The following is an 18,004-nucleotide window of genomic DNA, read 5'->3' on the forward strand; positions in this document are numbered from 1 at the left end:
TTAACCGGTTATTTTCTCTGGATTTTAATCCCTATTCCTCCCCTCCTAAGGGATAAATTCTACCTCTTAAATGTCAGATTTTTTTACGATTTGGGTTATTGGAGTCCTTCTCGGAAAGATCATCCTTCCACCTGGAATCCCTCTGGAAAAGATAAAAAGGTTAAGAAAATTAATATCTTTCCGGCTACTGCTGGAATTCGATGTTCAAGGATTCTCCTTGTGGTATGATTTCTGCAACTGCTTTTACAGGGTAAACGGACGGGTAGACTCAGTAACCGAAGAAGGGTATTTTTGGTGTATCAGGCTGGTTGTCTGTTCAATAGCTTGAGTTGATTCAGGAATTGCCATTTGCCCGTTCGGGAGCGTGGGCATTTGCCCCCTGACCTTCCCCGCTTTGCAGGGGAAGGAACTTTGAAGTGAAGTTCCCTCTTCCCCCCACCCCTTCCCTCCCCATGGACGGGGAGGGAAGGGGTGGGGGCGGGGGGATTTCCCTGCGGGTGGTTATGTATTACCTATATCTCTTGGAAAGCTTTGAGAAAAAAGACTTTCGACAAATCTGTTGAGGAGATCTGAAAGAGGGTTAGACAAAGTGAGAAAATAAAATCAAGGAAAGTCAATTCCAGTCTTGCTTTCCCGATTCTCGCTCGTCCATTTTTTACCCTACAGATCAAGCTTTCCCAGACTTAATGGGTAGCGCATAGTCTCCCAGGGAAGGAAGGTAAGGCAGATGCTTATGCTCCAGTAAGGCATTTCCCATTTAACCCCATCTGGTTGATTTGGTTAATTTCGGTTAAGTTTCTTCTATAACGGGTCGTTGGGTTATTGTGAAGGTTACTGGCATGTAAGTGAAAGGGACGGAGTCTAAGCATGGATCAGATCTGGTATAAGCGATGGGCGGGTCGCCCCGACTCTTACCACCTTCCCAATTTTCTTCTGTTTGCTCATTCACCCTTTATAGGCAAATCAGGTAAACAAACAAAATCTCATAAAAGGAATCCCATTAACTGCTCAGGGATAACGAAAGGTAAGCCATATGTCAGAAGTATCAATTATTGGGGCCGGTCCGGCAGGACTAACTGCAGCCTATGAACTTTCGAAATTAGGTCTAAAATCCACTGTAATCGAAGCCGACCATCAAGTCGGTGGGCTTTCTCGGACTGTAACCTATCGAGGTTATCGATTTGATATCGGTGGGCATCGGTTTTTCTCTAAAGTTCCCCTGATCAACGAGTTATGGCAGGAGATATTGGGTGAAGACTTCCTGGTCCGACCGCGGCTTTCACGTATCCACTACAATGGGCACTTTTTTGATTATCCCCTGAAAGCGTTCAATGCGTTAGCTGGATTGGGACCGGTAGAGGCCTTCCTGGTGGGTTTAAGTTATACAAAAGCCAAACTGTTTCCTTCAGAAGAAGAAACCACATTCGAACAATGGGTATCCAACCGATTCGGACATCGCCTTTACCGAATTTTCTTTAAAACCTATACTGAAAAAGTCTGGGGTATTCCCTGTACGGAAATTTCGGCAGATTGGGCCGCACAGCGTATTAAGAACCTGTCCTTGAGCGAAGCGATTCGGAATGCCCTATTTGGCTCTGGTCGTACGAAGAACGGACAGATTATTACAACCCTCATCGACAACTTTTACTATCCACGGCTCGGACCGGGGATGATGTGGGAGCGTTGTAGGGAGTTACTGGCGGCACGGGGTCATGAAACAATCCAGGAGACCCGGGTTGAAAAGATACGCCATCGTCATGGGCGTGTAGAATGCATCTACGGAAAAACATTCTCCGGGAAATTGCTGGAGTTTGGCGGAGACCATTTCCTGTCCACCATGCCACTTCGGGAGCTTATGCAAGCCCTGGATCCTGCTCCACCGGAGGAGGTTTTACAGGCTGCAAAGAATCTCCGTTATCGAGATTATCTAACGGTGGTGCTGATTGTCCGGCGAGAATCCGTCTTCCCGGATAATTGGATCTACATCCACACGCCGGGCGTCAAGATGGGACGAATCCAGAATTACAAAAACTGGAGTCCCGACATGGTTCCCGATCCAACCCGAACCTCTTTAGGTCTTGAGTACTTCCTATGGGACAAAGACGAGGAATGGAACTGGTCCGATGACCGTCTCATTGAATTGGGAATCCGGGAGTGTGCCCAGATCGGACTCATTGATCCCACCGAGGTAGAAGATGGTACGGTGGTTCGAATGAAGAAGGCCTACCCCGTTTATGATCAAAAATACCACGAGAACTTAGCCATCCTCCGTCAGTATTTGGAAACCTTCTCTAACCTTCAAACCATCGGTCGAAACGGTTTACATCGCTACAACAACCAGGACCACTCCATGTTGACAGGAATCTATGCAGCACGGAACATTGTAGGTGAAAAATATGACGTCTGGTCGGTGAATACCGAAATGGAATATCACGAGGAAAGCCGGGTTGAGAAGGCGGAGATCTCGAAGAAAAAGGTTTTCTCAAAAGTGGGGGATACAACCCTGGGAGATCGTCAGGTCCCGACTCGAATAGTTCCGGCAACGACAACCCCTCCTATTTCACCCGATGAAATCATTGAAGCAGTATTTGCAAAATTAGATCCGCTGGCCTTGGGTACCGCCGTAGGGATAGTTTCTGGGTTGAGTCTTTTCCTGGCAACTATTATACTTTTATTAAAGGGTGGCTCCGTGATCGGACCGAATCTGTCCTTGCTGCGTCATTACTTCCCTGGATTCCGGGTTACCTGGTCAGGCGCGTTTGTCGGTCTGGTCGAAGCCGGAGTAGGAGGATTTACATTAGGCTATCTTATAGCCTGGTTGAGAAATTGGGGAATGAGAGCTTACGCTTTTCTGCTTAAGAAACGAGCCGAGGCCGAAGCACAACGCAGGCTTCTGGATGATGTATAACAGGGAAAGCTAACCATGACAAAACATGACGAATCTGAAGAGGTAAGCCGGGCCATTGTCAAAATCCAGGCCGGGGTACTGGCCTTTGTCTGTGCCATGATAGGCGGAATAGGATTATTTGTCATGACGGCCTGGCTACTCATTAAAGGAGGGCCCAGGGTAGGCCAGCATTTACAATTGCTGGGTCAATATTTCCCCGGATATTCGGTTACCTGGAAAGGAAGTTTGATAGGATTTTTTTATGGAGCAATCCTGGGTGGAGTGGTAGGCTGGACTATAGGAAAGATCTATAATAAAATCGTTGGAATTCGGCAGCGTTGAGTATTCGTTATCTACTACCCCCTTTCCTTTATTTAAGGTCATAGAACAAGGACGGTGACCTGGAACGATCGATGAAGAATAACAAACCTAAAACTTTATCCGTTGTTATACCCGTCTACAATTCGCTGGATAACCTGAAACAATGTCTTGTTGCACTGGCGGAGTCCCAATACCATGATTTTGAGGTGTTGGTGGTAGACGATGGTTCCACAGAGCCCATCGAACCTCTGGTAACCTCCTATGGATTTAGATATTTGCGAATCGATGGACCGGGAGGACCTGCACGGGCACGAAATTACGGGGTAGCCAATGTCACCGGGCGATACGTTGTTTTCATTGATTCCGATGTATGCGTACACAAAGATACACTAGCCCGATTTGCTGAAGCCTTCGCTTCAGATCCGACCCTTGATGCCGTAGTAGGCTCCTATGATGAAGCTCCGGCCGATCCAGGTTTTCTTTCCCAATACAAGAATCTTTTCCATCATTATGTGCATCAAACCTGTAGTGGAGAGATCACTACTTTTTGGAGCGGATGTGGGGCAATACGACGCGATCTATTCATAGCCTTTGGGGGGTTTGATGAGCAGCGATATCGTCGCCCGGCCATCGAAGATATCGAGCTGGGTACCTGGTTAAGTGCCGCAGGATATCGGATTGTCCTGGATCGTCGTATTAAGGGGAAACACCTGAAACGCTGGACCTTGTGGAATCTCCTCAAGACCGATATCTTCGACCGGGGGATCCCCTGGACACGTCTAATGTTACGGGTAGGTACCCTCGCCAATACCCTTAACATTAAACCATCTCAACGCGTGAGTGTCCTGTTAGTTTATCTGGCGATGTGGTTAGCTCTGGCAGGGATATGGTGGTCGATGGCGTGGGTTGGTGCGGGATTAGCAGCACTGATCGTTACTTTCCTCAATCGTGATTTTTATCGGTACTTCGCAAAGCACTCAGGTATTTGGTTTATGATCCGCGTGATTCCCATGCATTGGTTATATTTTATATATTGCGGGTTTTGCGTTGTGGGGGGGACCCTGCTCCACTATCTGGAGCAGATATCCCATTCTCCCCCTTCATCGGCCCGACCCCTCAAAGCAGGTTAAGCAGACCAGACGTTACCCTGGGAAAGGTTATTTCCCATCAGGAAAAAGTACTACCTGGTTTACTTAGTTTTGCTTAACTTTTAAGTGGCCCTCACTCCTGGCCCCTCGCCCCCTCCCTCACCCTCCCCATGGACAGGGAGGGAAGGGGTGGGGCGGAGAGGGGGGGGGTTGGGGGTGAAAGCAGCCCTGTGAAGTCAAAATTAAGGTAACAGGGTAGTACTTCTCTACCTCCTATTCCACCGGCTTATGAATCGTTTTACTCCTCATTTCTGGATAATACTGCGGACGGTCTTGGGGATCGGTTTACTCTACTATGTACTTTCAACAACCGGGATCTGGTCCTCCATCAACCGGTTAATTTCCATTCTGTGGCTGCTGCCGGGTTTGGTCGTTTTAACCCTGTTCGGGGCAACGGTGGAAGCTAAACGACTGGGATATCTCTTTAGATCCCAGGGAATTTGTCTCCCATTCGGTAAAGGATACCAACTGGTTACCGTGGGTACTTTTTTTAACTTTTGTATACCGGGGGGGACAGGAGGGGATGTTATGAAATTATATTACTTGACCCTGGAAAACCCCGGTCGTGGCATTGAAGTTGCCACGATTTTATTCATTGACCGTGCGGTAGCTTTATTTTCTCTCCTGTTCCTGATAGTTGGATTGGCCCTCTTCAACAGACAATTTGTGAAGGACTATCTACTTATCCAATGGCTTGTGATCGTTGCAGGGATCGGCATGATAGGGATACTGGTTGGAATTATCCTTTCCTGCTCCCTACGCACCCGGATCGGTAAACTCTCTTACCCCCTCCTGACCCGAATCCGAATACCTTTCTTCTGTTATTTAGAGCGCGCCTTTAAGGTACTTTCTGCATTTCGGGATTATAAGGGAGTTCTCCTGGGCGCTGCATTTATTTCTCTCTGTGGCCATCTGGCACTTACCGGCATGTTTTTGTTGGTCGGAAGAGAGTTCTTTCCCCAGGTCTCCGGTCTTACCGTCGGTTTATTAGCCCTGCTCGGCATGCTGGTCAATGCGCTACCCATAACTCCAGGTGGACTGGGAGTCGGTGAAGCTGCCTTTAACGGATTGTTCGGGTTACTGGGTTATATGGGCGGGGCCCAATTGATGCTGGCCTGGCGTCTCGGCACCATTCCCCTCTGTCTTATAGGTTGTGGACTCTATATCTGGGGCGTTCAGAGGGAGGGTCATCCCATCCGGCAGGCCCGTCAAATATCCCTGTTTAGATCCTCACCGGAAGAAGTGAATAGCAAGTCATGAAGAGTCAGTACCTTATCTCTTCTATTCCTCAGCATCAAGATATCCTCCTGGAAGAGGGTTAAGGGCCATGGACAAATACACCGATGACTATGAAAGGGAATTTGCACACCGGCTCGGGGTCTCCTATGCCATTACTTTCGGATATGCACGGCATGCCCTGACGAGTATCCTCATGGTTTCGGGTTTAAAGCCCCAGGATGAGATTATCCTTTCCCCTTTGACCTGCAGGGTCGTCCCTCTGGCTCTACTTTCGTTAAATCTTAAACCGGTCTATGTAGATATCTCAGCGGATACGTTAAATCTCGACCCACGGCAGGTTGAATCGGCCATGGGAAAGGCCACTCGAGGAATACTTTTCCAGCATACTTATGGTCATTCAACCGGAATTGAAGCGGTCAGGGAAATTGCCCTCCAAAACCAAATCCCGGTGTTTGAGGATTGCGCCCAATGCTTACCGTATCGTACAAAGGGTCGGTATCCTGGAAGTTGGGGACAGGCCGCCATATTTAGCAATAATTTACTCAAACCGCTTCCTGCCGGAAGTGGAGGGGTAGCTGTCACCAACGATCCTGAGCTTGCAAGAAAAATCCGAGAAATTCAAAGGGATCTACCCCGGCCCGGTAAATTTGCCGATATCCGACTCCGTGCAGAAATTTGGTTTCAAAAATACCTCCTTCGACCGGCATGGTACTGGCCACTCTTTAATCTTTATCGAAAAATCAACCCGGGTTATAAAGTACGCCCGGTCCAGGTAGAAATAACCCATGAAATAACCCATAAAGCCTATCGGGCCAGTCGTTATCAAATGCAGGAGGGACGGCGCTGGTTGTATAAGATTGAATCCAATGCAGCCCATCGCCACCTTTGTTGTACCGAATACAGTCGGGCTCTCAGGGGTCTTAAACACTTAATCCTCCCCATAGCCGAGACGTCTCAACCTTTATATTACTTTCCGGTCTTGGTCGAAAACAAGGAGGCTCTGCTCAGACAGGCTCGTAGAAAGCATATCGAACTCATCGCCTGGCCCCTCAGAACCCCGATCTATCCCATCGAGAACGAGCCAGATCTCCTGGCTTACGGCTATAGACCTGGTACCTGTCCGGTTGCTGAAGATGTGGCCACTAAATTAATCGGTTTACCTACGCATAGCAGGATTACGGCTGAGGATCGGAACCGAATCATCGCTTTGCTAAGGAATTAGAACGATTCATGCTAAACCATCTTCCTGGAAGTCTGAATTCAGAGATACCAGAAGTTACTTCATCCCAAACTCAACCCCTGGCTTATCCCCTGCGGGAAGCAGATGCCGAACGCTGGACACGTTTTGTTACCGAACATCCCGAAGCTAATCTCTATCATACCCTTCTCTGGCGGGATATCATTGGGGAAATCTTTGGGCATCAACCTTTCTACTTGCTGTGTGAGTCGGAAGGAAACCTAACGGGTATCCTTCCCCTGTTTCTGGTCAGGTTTCCCTTCTTGGGGTCCAAGCTCATTTCAATCCCCTATGACATCGGTTCTGGAGGAGCTCTGGTGAGCGATGAGGCATCGGAGCTGGCCCTTGTGGAACAGGCCATAAAGCTGGCGCGAGAAATGCAGGTTAATTACCTGGAGTTGCGTTATGGATCTTCACGTCCGGCATTGGCCCGGCTCCAGTTGGTACAGAGCGAGCCGGTATTGATCTCGGAAATGGAACTGGATAATGAGGAACAAGTATTGGCCTGTCTAAAGGAAGACCACCGTAAGGCAATTCGTAAGGCGCAAAATCGAGGAGTCATAGTCCGGGAAGCCAGGAGTTTAGAGGATTTCCGTACATTCTATCAGATCTATCTACAAGTTTTTCATGATTTTGGGACCCCTCCCTACGGGGCCCATTATTTTCCAACGTTATGGAAGCGCTTACACGGATCTGGGTCTGCTCGCCTGCTCCTGGCCTATGTCCATCAGCGTTGTGTGGGCGGCCTCCTCCTTTTCTGCTGGGGTAAGAATTTGATCAGTAAGTTTGCCGCCTGCCTTCCTGAGGCGGTTCCTTTACGAGCATATGTGGCACTCTACTGGCGGGCGATTCAACTTGGCCTGGAACTCGGCTATAGAAAATTGAGCTGGGGAACTTCGTCTCGAAACCAGACGGGATTGATTGAGTTTAAAGAACGATGGGGTGCGCGAACCCGCCCGGCCGTAATTTATCACCTGCCCGTCAGGGGAAAGGCTCCATCCCTGGAAAAATATTATGACTCAGAAGGACTGGCCCGACAACTCTGGAGAAAACTCCCCCTGAAGGTAACTCCCTCTATAGGGGGACTTATCAATCGCTGGTTTTGCTAAAGAAAGATCCCCGTCCATGAGAAAATGAAAATTGCTTATTTCCTATCATCTAGAAGGATGGAGGTTTCATGGCACTTTTATCCATAAACGACATTAAAGTAGGAGACTCGTACTCGGAAGAGGTCCTGTTCGATGAAGAAACGATCGCTCGTTTTATCACTTTAACCCAAGATACGGCCAGAATCCACACTAACAAAACTTTCTCCGAACAGAAAGGGTTTGATAACCTGGTTATCCATGGTTTTTTACTGTCCATCCAGTTTTCCCGTATTTTAGGAATGGAAATTCCAGGCGAAAATACCGTTATCGGTTCCATTGAATTAAACTTTCATGCACCGGTTTATGTAGGAGATACCGTTAAGTACACCGTAACAGTAAAAAGAATTTTGCACCCCCTGGGAACCATTTTACTGGACTTAAAAATCCAAAAACTCAACGGAACGACCTGTGTAGAAGGTAAGGCAACGTGCGTTTTTAAGAAATAAAAGAGGTCTTTATGAATTTAAATTCTTTAGAATTATTCAAAAAAATATTTTTTAAAAATGCTTTGATGTTTAAAAAGACCTTTCTGGAAGTTCAGTCCGAATTCGGTCCTTCCTGGGAATTAGAGTTTGATATCCATCTAGAAAAGCTATTCGGAAATGATGAAGAGGCTTATAAAAATGCCGTTCGCGGATACACCAAATTCGCCATTGATGCCATGCGGCTACAACAACTCTTCAATAAGAAATTGAAATATGAAGAGGTAACTTACCAGGAAGCCTATCAAAAAGTCTATATGAATGAAGATTACATGATGCACCTATACCTGCCGGGAATCTTCATTTCGCATTTCTTGTGGCGGCACCATCATCGGCAATTCCTTTACTATAAGAAGAATTTTCTACCCTTATTAGATACTCAGGACGATAAAAGATTCTATGAAGTAGGCACCGGAACAGGTTTTTACACCGTTCAAATATTTAGATATGATCGAAATTTCCACGGATACGGAATTGATATAAGCCCCTATTCAAGGCAATTTACCATGAACAATATAAAAGGTTGGGGATACGCAAACTCTTTTACCCCCATGGATATCAATATCATCGGCGCAGACCTGGAACCCCTACCTTGTATCCAGGTCGTTGAGGTTTTAGAGCATCTCAGCGATCCCCAACTTTTCTTGAATCATTTAAGAAAACTCCTAAAGCCAGAGGGTTATGGTTTTATTACGGCAGCCTTGACCGCACCCAATGCAGATCACATATATCTGTATTGGACTCCCGACGACGTCATAAAACAACTTGTTTCGGCGGGCTTTAAGGTCCTGGATTACATCGAAGAACGGGCCTATGAGGGCCAACCCGGAGAGATCGTTCCTAAAGTAGCCGCTTTTATTGTTTCCTGATCCTTAATAAAAGGAAAATGTTTTCTTGACTTGAAAAGTAAAAATTCATTAAAAACTTAACTCAAAGGATCCTGTCTATGAAGACCCTGTCCTATTCTCAAATTCAAGAAGAACTGAGTCCTGAGAAACTGGCTCCTTTGCCGCCCCTGAACATAACTATTTTACGCAATATTACCCTGGAACCTATAGAACCCTACTTACGTTATCTGGGTTATCAAATGGGATTCAACGTTCGGACCCGGTTTGGTGGATATGATCGGATTTTTCAAGAAGCTGCGGGGGAACAAAAGGATCTGTTAAATGAGGAAACCGATTGTGTTCTTATCTTTCTGAAACTAGAAACCTTATCCTGGAGCCTGGCCAGAAGTTTTCCCGGTCTGAGCCTGGAGCAGATTGAGGTCGAAAAAGAAAGGATCCAAGATTTCTTTGTGAAGGTTTTGACAGGTATCCGCAAACAAACTTCGGGCATGATCCTGTGGCATGGTTTTGAGCTTCCGGTATACCCGGCTTTAGGGATTATAGACCCTCAGCGAAAAGCTGGACAAACCGCCCTTATTCAGGATTTAAACCAATTTTTGCGGGATACCCTCCAACAGCAGCCCAATGCTTATTTTGTGGATTTGAACACCTGCCTGATCCGGATAGGCGCCAGGAACTTTTATGATCTTCGATACTGGCATATCGGTAAAGCTCCCTACTCTCGGGAAGCCCTGCAGGAGATAGCCCGGGAGGTATTTAAATATCTTCGGCCCCTTAAAGGTAAAAGCAAAAAATGTCTGGTTCTGGATTGTGATCATGTTCTCTGGGGTGGAACCATCGGCGAAGATGGGCTTGCGGGCATCAAGCTCGGTAAAACTTATCCCGGCTCTGCTTATTATGAGTTTCAACAAGAGATTTTAAATCTCTATCATCGCGGCGTTATTCTCGCGCTTTGCAGTAAAAACAATGAAGAAGAGGTATGGGAAGTATTCCAAAAGCATCCGGAGATGGTCCTTCAAAAGGAGCATATTGCTACGGCCCAGATTAACTGGCGGGATAAGGCCACCAACCTTCAGCAGATTGCTGCAGATTTAAACATCGGTCTGGATAGTCTCGTTTTTATGGACGATAGTGACTTTGAAATCCATCTGATCCGTCAGACCCTTCCCGAAGTGACCGTTATCCCATTACCTCGGGATCGAGCCATTGAATATCGGGAGATCCTGGCTTCCTGTGGGTTATTTGAGACCTTAGCCCTCTCAGAAGAAGATCGTAACCGCGGGATGATGTACAGGGCTGAAGCCGCTCGTAAGCAGCTTCAAAGGGAAAGTATAAATTTAGAGAGCTATTATGCTTCCCTGGAGATGGTTTTAGAGATTCGCTTTGCAGATGAGTTTTCCATCCCTCGCATTGCGCAATTGACCCAGAAAACCAATCAATTTAACCTTACCACCCGGCGTTATTCCGATGCAGATATTCAACGATTGAGTGAAAGCGATTCTGCCGATGTAATTTATTTAAGGCTTCGAGATCGATTTGGAGATTCCGGCATCGTAGGGGTTTGTATTCTAAAATATGAAGCAGATCAGGCGATCCTGGATAGTTTCCTACTCTCGTGTCGAGTACTGGGAAGAGGGGTTGAGGAGGCTTTTCTTATTCAGTGTTTGAAACGGGCTAAGTTGAAAGGAAGTAAAGTCGCGATGGGTGAGTATCGGCCGACCGCTAAGAACGGTCAGGTCAAGGATTTCTATCTGAATCAGGCTTTTAAACCCGTCGGAGTGGCTGATCAGGTTTACTCCTTTCAAATGGATTTGACGACCTTCACACGGTGCGAATCTCAATTCTTCAAACACATCGATTCTGAGATCGATAAGTAGTCGAAAAACCCTAGAGTATAAGAACCTGTTGAGGAAGGATAGGAAAAATGAAAGAAAGAGTGTTTCAGATAGTGAGTCAGGTTTTAGGACTCCCCCTAGATCAGATCCATGAACAATCCTCTCCGGAAAATATTGAAGCATGGGATTCCCTGAAGCATATGAACCTGATACTGGCTTTGGAAGAAGAATTCGGAGTCCAATTTACCGATGAGAAAATCGTAGAGATGTTAAGCGTAAAACTGATTATGGAAGCCGTAGAAGAACTTTTACCCCAGGTAAAAAATGATTCCCAACGTTAAACACATAATATCCCACTATAGCCTCAAGGAGTTTTTGATCCGGGGTGCAGAGGAATATATCTGGTGGATTATCCGGAATTGGCCGGGGTTTGAAGGTGTTGTTCTCAGATACCTGTTCCTTAAATGCACGACGAAAAGGCTGGCCGGATTTTGTTGGATCAGCCGGGGTTGTACCATTGTAAACAGTTATGGGTTATCTATAGGAAAAAACTTTGCGACGAATCAGAATGTGCTCATCGATGCGCTAGGCGGTATTGAAATCGGAGATAATACCGGTATAGGTCCGAATTGCGTGATTATAGCCCAGGAGCACTCCATGCTCAGCAAAGAGGGTTATGCCAGTAGACAGGCTTATAGAAGGAAATCTATTAAGATTGGATCTAATGTGTGGATCGGTTCAAACTGCTTTATCAAAGCGGGAGTGACCATTGGGGATCATGCTGTGATCGGAGCCTGTTCCAATGTTATCACCGATGTACCGGCAAACGGAAGAGTGATCGGTTCCCCGGCGAGACCCTACGTGGAAGTGATGCGAGAATTCCTGTCAAAGAAAGACTCGATTTACGGGATCCAACCCGATCATGATGGAAAGAAATAAATTTTTCCCACAGCTCAATGCGAGTCAACTCAATTCCTTTTGGAAACTAGACAACTGGCAGACGTGGGCCTGCTTCCAGGTCTTGCTATACGGGATAGTTGGATTCATAGGTTGGAATCGAACACTTATTCCCGATGAGATCCGACCGTTACTACTGGCGGCTAAACCCCTTAAAGAGCAGTTAGAGTTTGCCCGCCTGGATCTGGTCCAGACTCCCCTTTCGTACCTCTTCCAACGCCTGTGGCTTAATATCTTTGGACATACCGATGGTGCGGCAAAGGCATCGGCCTTATGGATAGGCAGTTTAACCCTTGTTCTGTTCACCTATCTGGCCAGTCAAATAACCTCCCATTGGCGACTGACTGCGTTCCTGTTTTCGGTACCTTATCTTCGAATAGGTAGTGCGGTGAATCTGGTTCGAATGTACGGTTTGCTGGTATTATTGGCAGTAGTAGCCATCTTGATTTGGGAGCAATGGCGGAAACAACCCCATACTTCCAGGTTAATGGCCTGGGCCTTGGTGATGACTCTAATGGCCTATACCCACGGATCTGGGCTACTCTTGTTACCGGCATTTGTCATTATAAACTGGCTTTATGGACCCCGTCGGTGGACATTTCTGATGGCTGCGATACTTCCTTGCCTGGCTCTCCTGCCCTGGGTCGCTTATGTGTTCCCTGTTTATCAATCCCGTGGAATCGAAGCCAATGTGATTGCCATACGCAAGGACCCGACCATCGTCCTGGGAGAACTTCCCTTTTTCTTTCTATCCGGTGAGGATCCAGGGGGTGGAACTCCCTTACCACCCTTACATGCACAGGCCTTACGACCCACCCTCAAGATAGCTGCGGGATTCCTGCACCTGATATTATTGTTTCTGGCAGGGCGAAAGATTTATCAACTTTGGCCTCCCCGTCGGAGTGGAGAGGATACGGCTCGATGGTTTTGGATTTCTGTATTACTCTGTGGAACCCCTATTACCCTCCTCTATGGCCTCTCTCTGGGGTTCACACCGGTCTTACACGCCCGATATGTACTGGTAGGATTAACGGGATATTGGCTATTGCTGGTGTTTTTAGGTTATTTCGATGGTCGTGTAAATAAGATTATACTCATGGGTATTTTTCTCCCGTGGGTCCTGGCAAGCATCCTTCTCACGCTTAAACAGAATATGACCCCTTCGCCGGCACGTCAGGGTACTTTACTTGTGGCTCGGGAAATGGGAGATTCAGATTTGATCCTTTGCGACAAACATATGCCTTTGGGCTGGCAGGTCTACTGGGAATGGACACGACGGCTAGGTCGCTCTGACCATGTTGAAATTCTCCCGTCCCGTATGGCAACCTGGTTACAACCTATCCTTCCCTGGAAGGAGCTAGATAAACTCGACCTTGAAGGTGTGGATCGTATATGGTTCTTCTATTCCGGTCCAAGGTTTGTAACCTCAGTCACGGAGTTTCTTGGAGACCATGGGTTCGTCCTCGATAACCAATATAAGGCAAAATTTCCTTTTCTGTTGGTTTTCAAAAAACCCGGACAGGTCTCCAGTTATAGATAAATCAGATTCTGGCCTATTGCAATTACACTACCTTATTGATTTTTGAAAATAAGTACATACCCTAATAACCATTCCACTAAGGCATATCTGTCTGCCGACAGACAGGTAGGTTACAACAAATCATTAAGAACCTGCAACTTTCGGCTGGCAGTTGGGTCCAGTTCTACAGAAGGGTTAAGAAGATCCCGTAACTTTGAACTGGATTTCCCATCTGTGGGTTTTCTAATGGGGAGGGGGAACCATGGCAAATATTCTTGTTACCGGCTCTAAAGGGACCCTGGGTCGACCCCTGGTCCGCGAGTTAAGACGACGCGGGCATAACGTTTGGGGTTGCGACCTGCAACATCAACCGGATCAGCAATACTACCGTGCAGATGTAGCCAATTATCGACAATTGGAGCGCGTTTTCGAGCAGCGATATGATTACGTCTATCATTTAGCGGCTGAATTCGGGCGTATTAACGGAGAAGAGTACTATGATACGCTCTGGCAAACCAATGTAATCGGAACCCGTAATATCCTGGAATTACAGCGTAAACATGGATTTAAACTTATCTTTGCAAGTTCTTCAGAAATTTATGGAGACCGCCATCAAGATATTCTGCATGAAAATATTCCCCTTCACCATTCCATCATTCAACATAACGATTACGCCACTACAAAATGGGTCAATGAGATCCAAATTATGAATTTCGAGAAGCGCTACGGGAACCCCTGTGTGCGTCTCCGTTTTTTCAACGCTTACGGTCCTGGTGAGTATTATCATAACTACAGAAGTGTAGTTTGCCTCTTTGTTTACCGGGCTTTACACGGATTACCCTATCAGGTCTATGAAGGTTACCACAGGGTCTTCATGTACATCGATGATTTTATCCCCACCCTGGCCAAGGTTTGTGATAATTTTATCCCAGGGGAAGTATATAATATCGGGGGGGAGGAGTTTCGTAGCGTTCGTGAATTGAGTGATTTGATTCTCCGATATCTGGGTAAAGATGATAGTCTGGTCACTTACCTACCGGAAGATAAACACAACGTACAGAATAAGCGCCCAGATATCACGAAAGCTAAAAAGGATTTTGGTCATAATCCCAAAACCACCCTCGAGGAAGGAGTACCCAAGACTATTGAATGGATGAAACAGGTCTATAAGGTAGGAGATAGAAGCGATCTACCCTGGGAGTTAGTACATTCATGAATATGAACTGGTTCTCCTCCAAGACTAACAACTCTTGCTATGATTAGACTAACAACAGATGTGACTTTGGCTCTTAAGGCTAACCAAAATTTGAGTAAGCCTCCTGCAATGATACATTTGGATCTGGATGGGGGAACCCAGATTTATCGCATCCATGGGTGGTCTTATGAAGCCCAAGATGATCCGCTTTTTGAGACGGGTCTACAACAGGCTCTGGATTTTTTTGACAAAGTCAAAGTGCGGGCCACACTATTTGTTATTGCCGAAGACCTGAACCATCCTGGTAAGTGTGGGTTGATTAAAGAAGCTGTGAAACGAGGTCACGAAATAGCTTCCCATTCGTTTACCCATCGAAAATTAACCACTCTTGTTTTCGAGGAAAAACGTCGTGAGATTTTTGAGAGTCGGGAACGGATTATGACCGGGTTGGGCGTCGAAGTCTTCGGGTTTCGAGCACCTGACTTCGATATTGATCGGGAGGTACTGGAACTGGTGGATAGGGCTGGATACCTTTATGACTCGTCGCTATTTTCAGATGTCCGGTTTGCCCGGAAGGTTGGGGTTACCGGGTTAAGCAGGTTGCCCCATCGTCCACTGGAGAATAGATCACTTGTAGAATTACCTTTGCCCGGGTATGCCCCTCTTCCTTTACCCTTTCATCCCTGCTATAGCTTAGTTTTGGGTACGTGGTATTTCCGTTTAGGTTTACGAAAATTCCGACGAACGGGTACCCCCCTGGTATTATTATTTCACCTGACAGATTTTGCAGATCCTCTTCCAACCCATCGATTAACCGGCTGGAAATCCAGGTTATTCACGTTATCCCATATGAAGGGTGAGCCCAAGCGCCACCGGTGTGAAGAAATGTTAGAAATCGTCCGCCGTGAATACACGTTTGTTGATACCCGGGCTCTGGTCCAGAATGTGACAACTGCTCCACCGGGAGCGCAGGCGTCTTGCTTGCAAAATGGCTAACAGACAAAGATGAAAATCGTTGTGCAGAATCTCAAGAACGGAAAACTTCAGGTAGACGAAGTTCCTCCGCCAGCTTTACAACCGGGCGGTATTTTGGTTCGTGTTCGGAGATCCCTTATCAGCCTGGGTACGGAAAGAGCCATCATGGCCCTCGCCAACAAAGGGCCCATCGGAAAGGCCTTGGACCGTCCAGATCTCGCGCGTAAAGTTCTCAACAAGGCCAGGCAAGAGGGTTACTGGAATACCTATCAGGTGGTAAAAAATCTCATCAGCTCGCCGATTCCGTTGGGGTATTCCTGCGCGGGAGAAGTAATTGAAGCGGGTAAGGAAGCCATCGGGTTCCATGTCGGAGATCGGGTAGCCTGCGCCGGGCTTAATTACGCAAACCATGCAGAAGTTAACTACATACCTCGTAATCTGGCGGTCAAAATCCCGGAGGGATTATCCTATGATGAGGCCTGCTTTGTAACCCTTGGTGCGATTGCCCTGCAAGGGGTGCGACTGGCAGAAATCGAGCTGGGAGAGAAGGTCGTAGTGATGGGGCTTGGTCTGGTGGGTCAGATCGCTGCCCAGTTGGCCCGGTGCGCCGGTGCAACGGTGCTTGCCACAGACCTTGATCCCTATAAAGTCGAGCTGGCAGCCAGGTTAGGAGCCCACAGGACGGTGGGAGATCCTAAGAATCTGGTCAGCGCCGTTGCGGAGTTTACCGGCGGACAAGGGGCCGATGCGGTGTTGATCTGTGCAGCTACGAAGTCGGATGAACCTGTTCGACAGGCCGCGGAAATTTCTCGACTTAAAGGTCGGGTCATTATAATCGGAGATGTGGGAATGCACATCGAACGTCGCCCCTATTATGAAAAAGAGCTTAAAATGGTTGTAAGCCGTTCCTACGGTCCCGGGCGATACGATCCGGCTTATGAGATCCACGGCCTGGATTATCCCCTTCCGTATGTTCGATGGACAGAAGGGCGTAATATGTCGGCGTTTCTGGAGTTGGTAGCCAGAAACGATGTCAAAATCGGCCCTCTGATTACCCATAGATTTCCCATCGATGAAGCCGAATCGGCTTATCAACTGGTAACGGGAGAAAAACAAGAGTCGGCCATCGCCATTGTACTCGAGTACCCGGGTGAATCCTCGAAGCCTTCGCGTATAACCCTACCTTCTTACTCATCTCGCCCTATCGGGCGTCCGATTCGTATCGGGGTCATCGGTGCCGGGCAATTTGCAAAGGGGATTTTACTACCTGCCTTCGCCCGCCAAAAATCCGTACGATTCCACGCGTTTTGTACGTCATCGGGGTTTACCAGCAAGAGTGTGGCAGAATATTACGGTGCAGGCTATTGCACCAGTGACCCAACCGACATTATCCAGGATAAAGAAATCGACGCCGTGGTTATTGCAACCCGACACAACCTGCATGCTCCGTTGACCCTCGACGCCCTGCGGGCCGGAAAGGCTGTTTTTGTTGAGAAACCCCTTGCACTCACACCGGAATCCTTAGCCGAAATCTGCCGGGTGGTACGATCCCTGGAAAGGCCACGCCTGATGGTCGGATTCAATCGCCGCTTTGCCCCTTTAGCCGTTCAATGCAAGGAGTTTTTCGCTTCCTGTAAGGAACCTGTATTTGTGATGTATCGTATTAATGCGGGGTCTCTCCCCAAAGATAGCTGGGTTTCCGATCCGGTGGAGGGAGGAGGTCGTATTCTGGGTGAAGTGTGTCACTTTGTAGATACCATCTGCTTCTTAACGGGAGCTTTACCCCAACGTATTTTTGCCGAACCCTTGATCTCTTTAACCCATCCCACCTCAGATCGAGATAGTATTACCATCACACTACATCTGTCCAATCATTCCATCGGAGTGATCCATTATCTGGCTAACGGAGACCCCACCGTTTCAAAGGAATACCTGGAAATGTTTGGCGGGCAGCGCACGGCGATCCTGGATAATTATCGAAGTCTCTCACTGCACGCCGGAAACCGCCGTCGTCGGCATCGCTTATTTAATCAAGCCAAGGGTCATAGGGAAGAGGTATCTGCCTTTATAAAAGCCCTGGAAACAGGAAGTCCCATGCCCATAGATTTTGAAACCCTTGTCGCGGTTACGCAAACGACCTTTCTCATCCATCGGAGTCTGGATACCGGAAACCCTATAGACTATCAATTACCAACGACCAATTCAACCTAACA

The 18,004-nt window shown here is 47.4% G+C and carries 16 protein-coding genes; all 16 read left to right on the plus strand.

Annotated features, from left to right (window positions below; translation table 11 throughout):
* A partial coding sequence (locus tag VNM22_17445) for a hypothetical protein (protein ID HWP48944.1) occupies positions 1-228 on the plus strand: 228 nt, incomplete at its 5' end.
* Between the two features lie 805 nt (positions 229-1,033).
* Entirely contained in the window at positions 1,034-2,908 is a 1,875-nt protein-coding gene (locus tag VNM22_17450; GenBank protein HWP48945.1) for an FAD-dependent oxidoreductase, read from the plus strand.
* Positions 2,909-2,923: 15 nt separating this feature from the next.
* Positions 2,924-3,229, plus strand: coding sequence for a hypothetical protein (locus VNM22_17455; GenBank protein HWP48946.1), 306 nt, complete (start codon positions 2,924-2,926; stop codon positions 3,227-3,229).
* A gap of 71 nt (positions 3,230-3,300) precedes the next feature.
* On the plus strand, positions 3,301-4,338 hold the full coding sequence (locus VNM22_17460) for a glycosyltransferase family 2 protein (GenBank protein HWP48947.1): 1,038 nt from the start codon (positions 3,301-3,303) through the stop codon (positions 4,336-4,338).
* A gap of 246 nt (positions 4,339-4,584) precedes the next feature.
* Positions 4,585-5,616: a lysylphosphatidylglycerol synthase transmembrane domain-containing protein gene (locus tag VNM22_17465; GenBank protein HWP48948.1), complete on the plus strand. Its 1,032-nt coding sequence runs from the start codon at positions 4,585-4,587 to the stop codon at positions 5,614-5,616.
* Between the two features lie 67 nt (positions 5,617-5,683).
* On the plus strand, positions 5,684-6,817 hold the full coding sequence (locus tag VNM22_17470; GenBank protein ID HWP48949.1) for a DegT/DnrJ/EryC1/StrS family aminotransferase: 1,134 nt from the start codon (positions 5,684-5,686) through the stop codon (positions 6,815-6,817).
* Between the two features lie 8 nt (positions 6,818-6,825).
* Complete coding sequence (locus tag VNM22_17475; protein ID HWP48950.1) at positions 6,826-7,941, plus strand: GNAT family N-acetyltransferase; 1,116 nt, start codon at positions 6,826-6,828, stop codon at positions 7,939-7,941.
* Between the two features lie 68 nt (positions 7,942-8,009).
* A complete protein-coding gene (locus VNM22_17480) occupies positions 8,010-8,426 on the plus strand; it encodes a MaoC/PaaZ C-terminal domain-containing protein (GenBank protein ID HWP48951.1) in 417 nt (138 codons plus the stop codon).
* 11 nt (positions 8,427-8,437) lie between these two features.
* Complete coding sequence (locus tag VNM22_17485) at positions 8,438-9,331, plus strand: class I SAM-dependent methyltransferase (protein ID HWP48952.1); 894 nt, start codon at positions 8,438-8,440, stop codon at positions 9,329-9,331.
* Between the two features lie 77 nt (positions 9,332-9,408).
* Entirely contained in the window at positions 9,409-11,187 is a 1,779-nt protein-coding gene (locus VNM22_17490; protein ID HWP48953.1) for an HAD-IIIC family phosphatase, read from the plus strand.
* A 47-nt stretch (positions 11,188-11,234) separates the two neighbouring features.
* The gene (locus VNM22_17495; protein HWP48954.1) at positions 11,235-11,486 is read left to right on the plus strand and encodes an acyl carrier protein; all 252 of its coding nucleotides are present in this window, start codon (positions 11,235-11,237) and stop codon (positions 11,484-11,486) included.
* Positions 11,470-12,084 carry an acyltransferase gene (locus VNM22_17500; protein ID HWP48955.1) on the plus strand — a complete coding sequence of 205 codons (615 nt, stop codon included), beginning with the start codon at positions 11,470-11,472 and terminating at the stop codon, positions 12,082-12,084. The genes VNM22_17495 and VNM22_17500 overlap by 17 nt, the downstream gene beginning before the upstream one ends.
* A complete protein-coding gene (locus VNM22_17505) occupies positions 12,068-13,642 on the plus strand; it encodes a hypothetical protein (protein HWP48956.1) in 1,575 nt (524 codons plus the stop codon). The genes VNM22_17500 and VNM22_17505 overlap by 17 nt, the downstream gene beginning before the upstream one ends.
* 241 nt (positions 13,643-13,883) lie before the next feature.
* Positions 13,884-14,837: an NAD(P)-dependent oxidoreductase gene (locus VNM22_17510; GenBank protein HWP48957.1), complete on the plus strand. Its 954-nt coding sequence runs from the start codon at positions 13,884-13,886 to the stop codon at positions 14,835-14,837.
* 108 nt (positions 14,838-14,945) lie between these two features.
* Entirely contained in the window at positions 14,946-15,812 is an 867-nt protein-coding gene (locus VNM22_17515; protein ID HWP48958.1) for a polysaccharide deacetylase family protein, read from the plus strand.
* A 9-nt stretch (positions 15,813-15,821) separates the two neighbouring features.
* On the plus strand, positions 15,822-18,002 hold the full coding sequence (locus tag VNM22_17520) for a bi-domain-containing oxidoreductase (GenBank protein HWP48959.1): 2,181 nt from the start codon (positions 15,822-15,824) through the stop codon (positions 18,000-18,002).
* The last annotated feature ends 2 nt before the right edge of the window (positions 18,003-18,004 follow it).

The sequence above is a fragment of the Candidatus Limnocylindrales bacterium genome, from assembly GCA_035559535.1.
Classification (GTDB): domain Bacteria; phylum Moduliflexota; class Moduliflexia; order Moduliflexales; family JAUQPW01; genus JAUQPW01.

Bases quoted from the DNA above. Each gene is read 5' to 3' on its own strand.
- VNM22_17450 (HWP48945.1), top strand. From the start codon at position 1,034: ATGTCAGAAGTATCAATTATTGGGGCCGGTCCGGCAGGACTAACTGCA.
- VNM22_17470 (HWP48949.1), top strand. From the start codon at position 5,684: ATGGACAAATACACCGATGACTATGAAAGGGAATTTGCACACCGGCTC.
- VNM22_17520 (HWP48959.1), top strand. From the start codon at position 15,822: ATGAAAATCGTTGTGCAGAATCTCAAGAACGGAAAACTTCAGGTAGAC.
- VNM22_17485 (HWP48952.1), top strand. From the start codon at position 8,438: ATGAATTTAAATTCTTTAGAATTATTCAAAAAAATATTTTTTAAAAAT.
- VNM22_17500 (HWP48955.1), top strand. From the start codon at position 11,470: ATGATTCCCAACGTTAAACACATAATATCCCACTATAGCCTCAAGGAG.
- VNM22_17465 (HWP48948.1), top strand. From the start codon at position 4,585: ATGAATCGTTTTACTCCTCATTTCTGGATAATACTGCGGACGGTCTTG.
- VNM22_17515 (HWP48958.1), top strand. From the start codon at position 14,946: ATGATACATTTGGATCTGGATGGGGGAACCCAGATTTATCGCATCCAT.
- VNM22_17480 (HWP48951.1), top strand. From the start codon at position 8,010: ATGGCACTTTTATCCATAAACGACATTAAAGTAGGAGACTCGTACTCG.
- VNM22_17510 (HWP48957.1), top strand. From the start codon at position 13,884: ATGGCAAATATTCTTGTTACCGGCTCTAAAGGGACCCTGGGTCGACCC.
- VNM22_17460 (HWP48947.1), top strand. From the start codon at position 3,301: ATGAAGAATAACAAACCTAAAACTTTATCCGTTGTTATACCCGTCTAC.
- VNM22_17490 (HWP48953.1), top strand. From the start codon at position 9,409: ATGAAGACCCTGTCCTATTCTCAAATTCAAGAAGAACTGAGTCCTGAG.
- VNM22_17475 (HWP48950.1), top strand. From the start codon at position 6,826: ATGCTAAACCATCTTCCTGGAAGTCTGAATTCAGAGATACCAGAAGTT.
- VNM22_17505 (HWP48956.1), top strand. From the start codon at position 12,068: ATGATGGAAAGAAATAAATTTTTCCCACAGCTCAATGCGAGTCAACTC.
- VNM22_17495 (HWP48954.1), top strand. From the start codon at position 11,235: ATGAAAGAAAGAGTGTTTCAGATAGTGAGTCAGGTTTTAGGACTCCCC.
- VNM22_17455 (HWP48946.1), top strand. From the start codon at position 2,924: ATGACAAAACATGACGAATCTGAAGAGGTAAGCCGGGCCATTGTCAAA.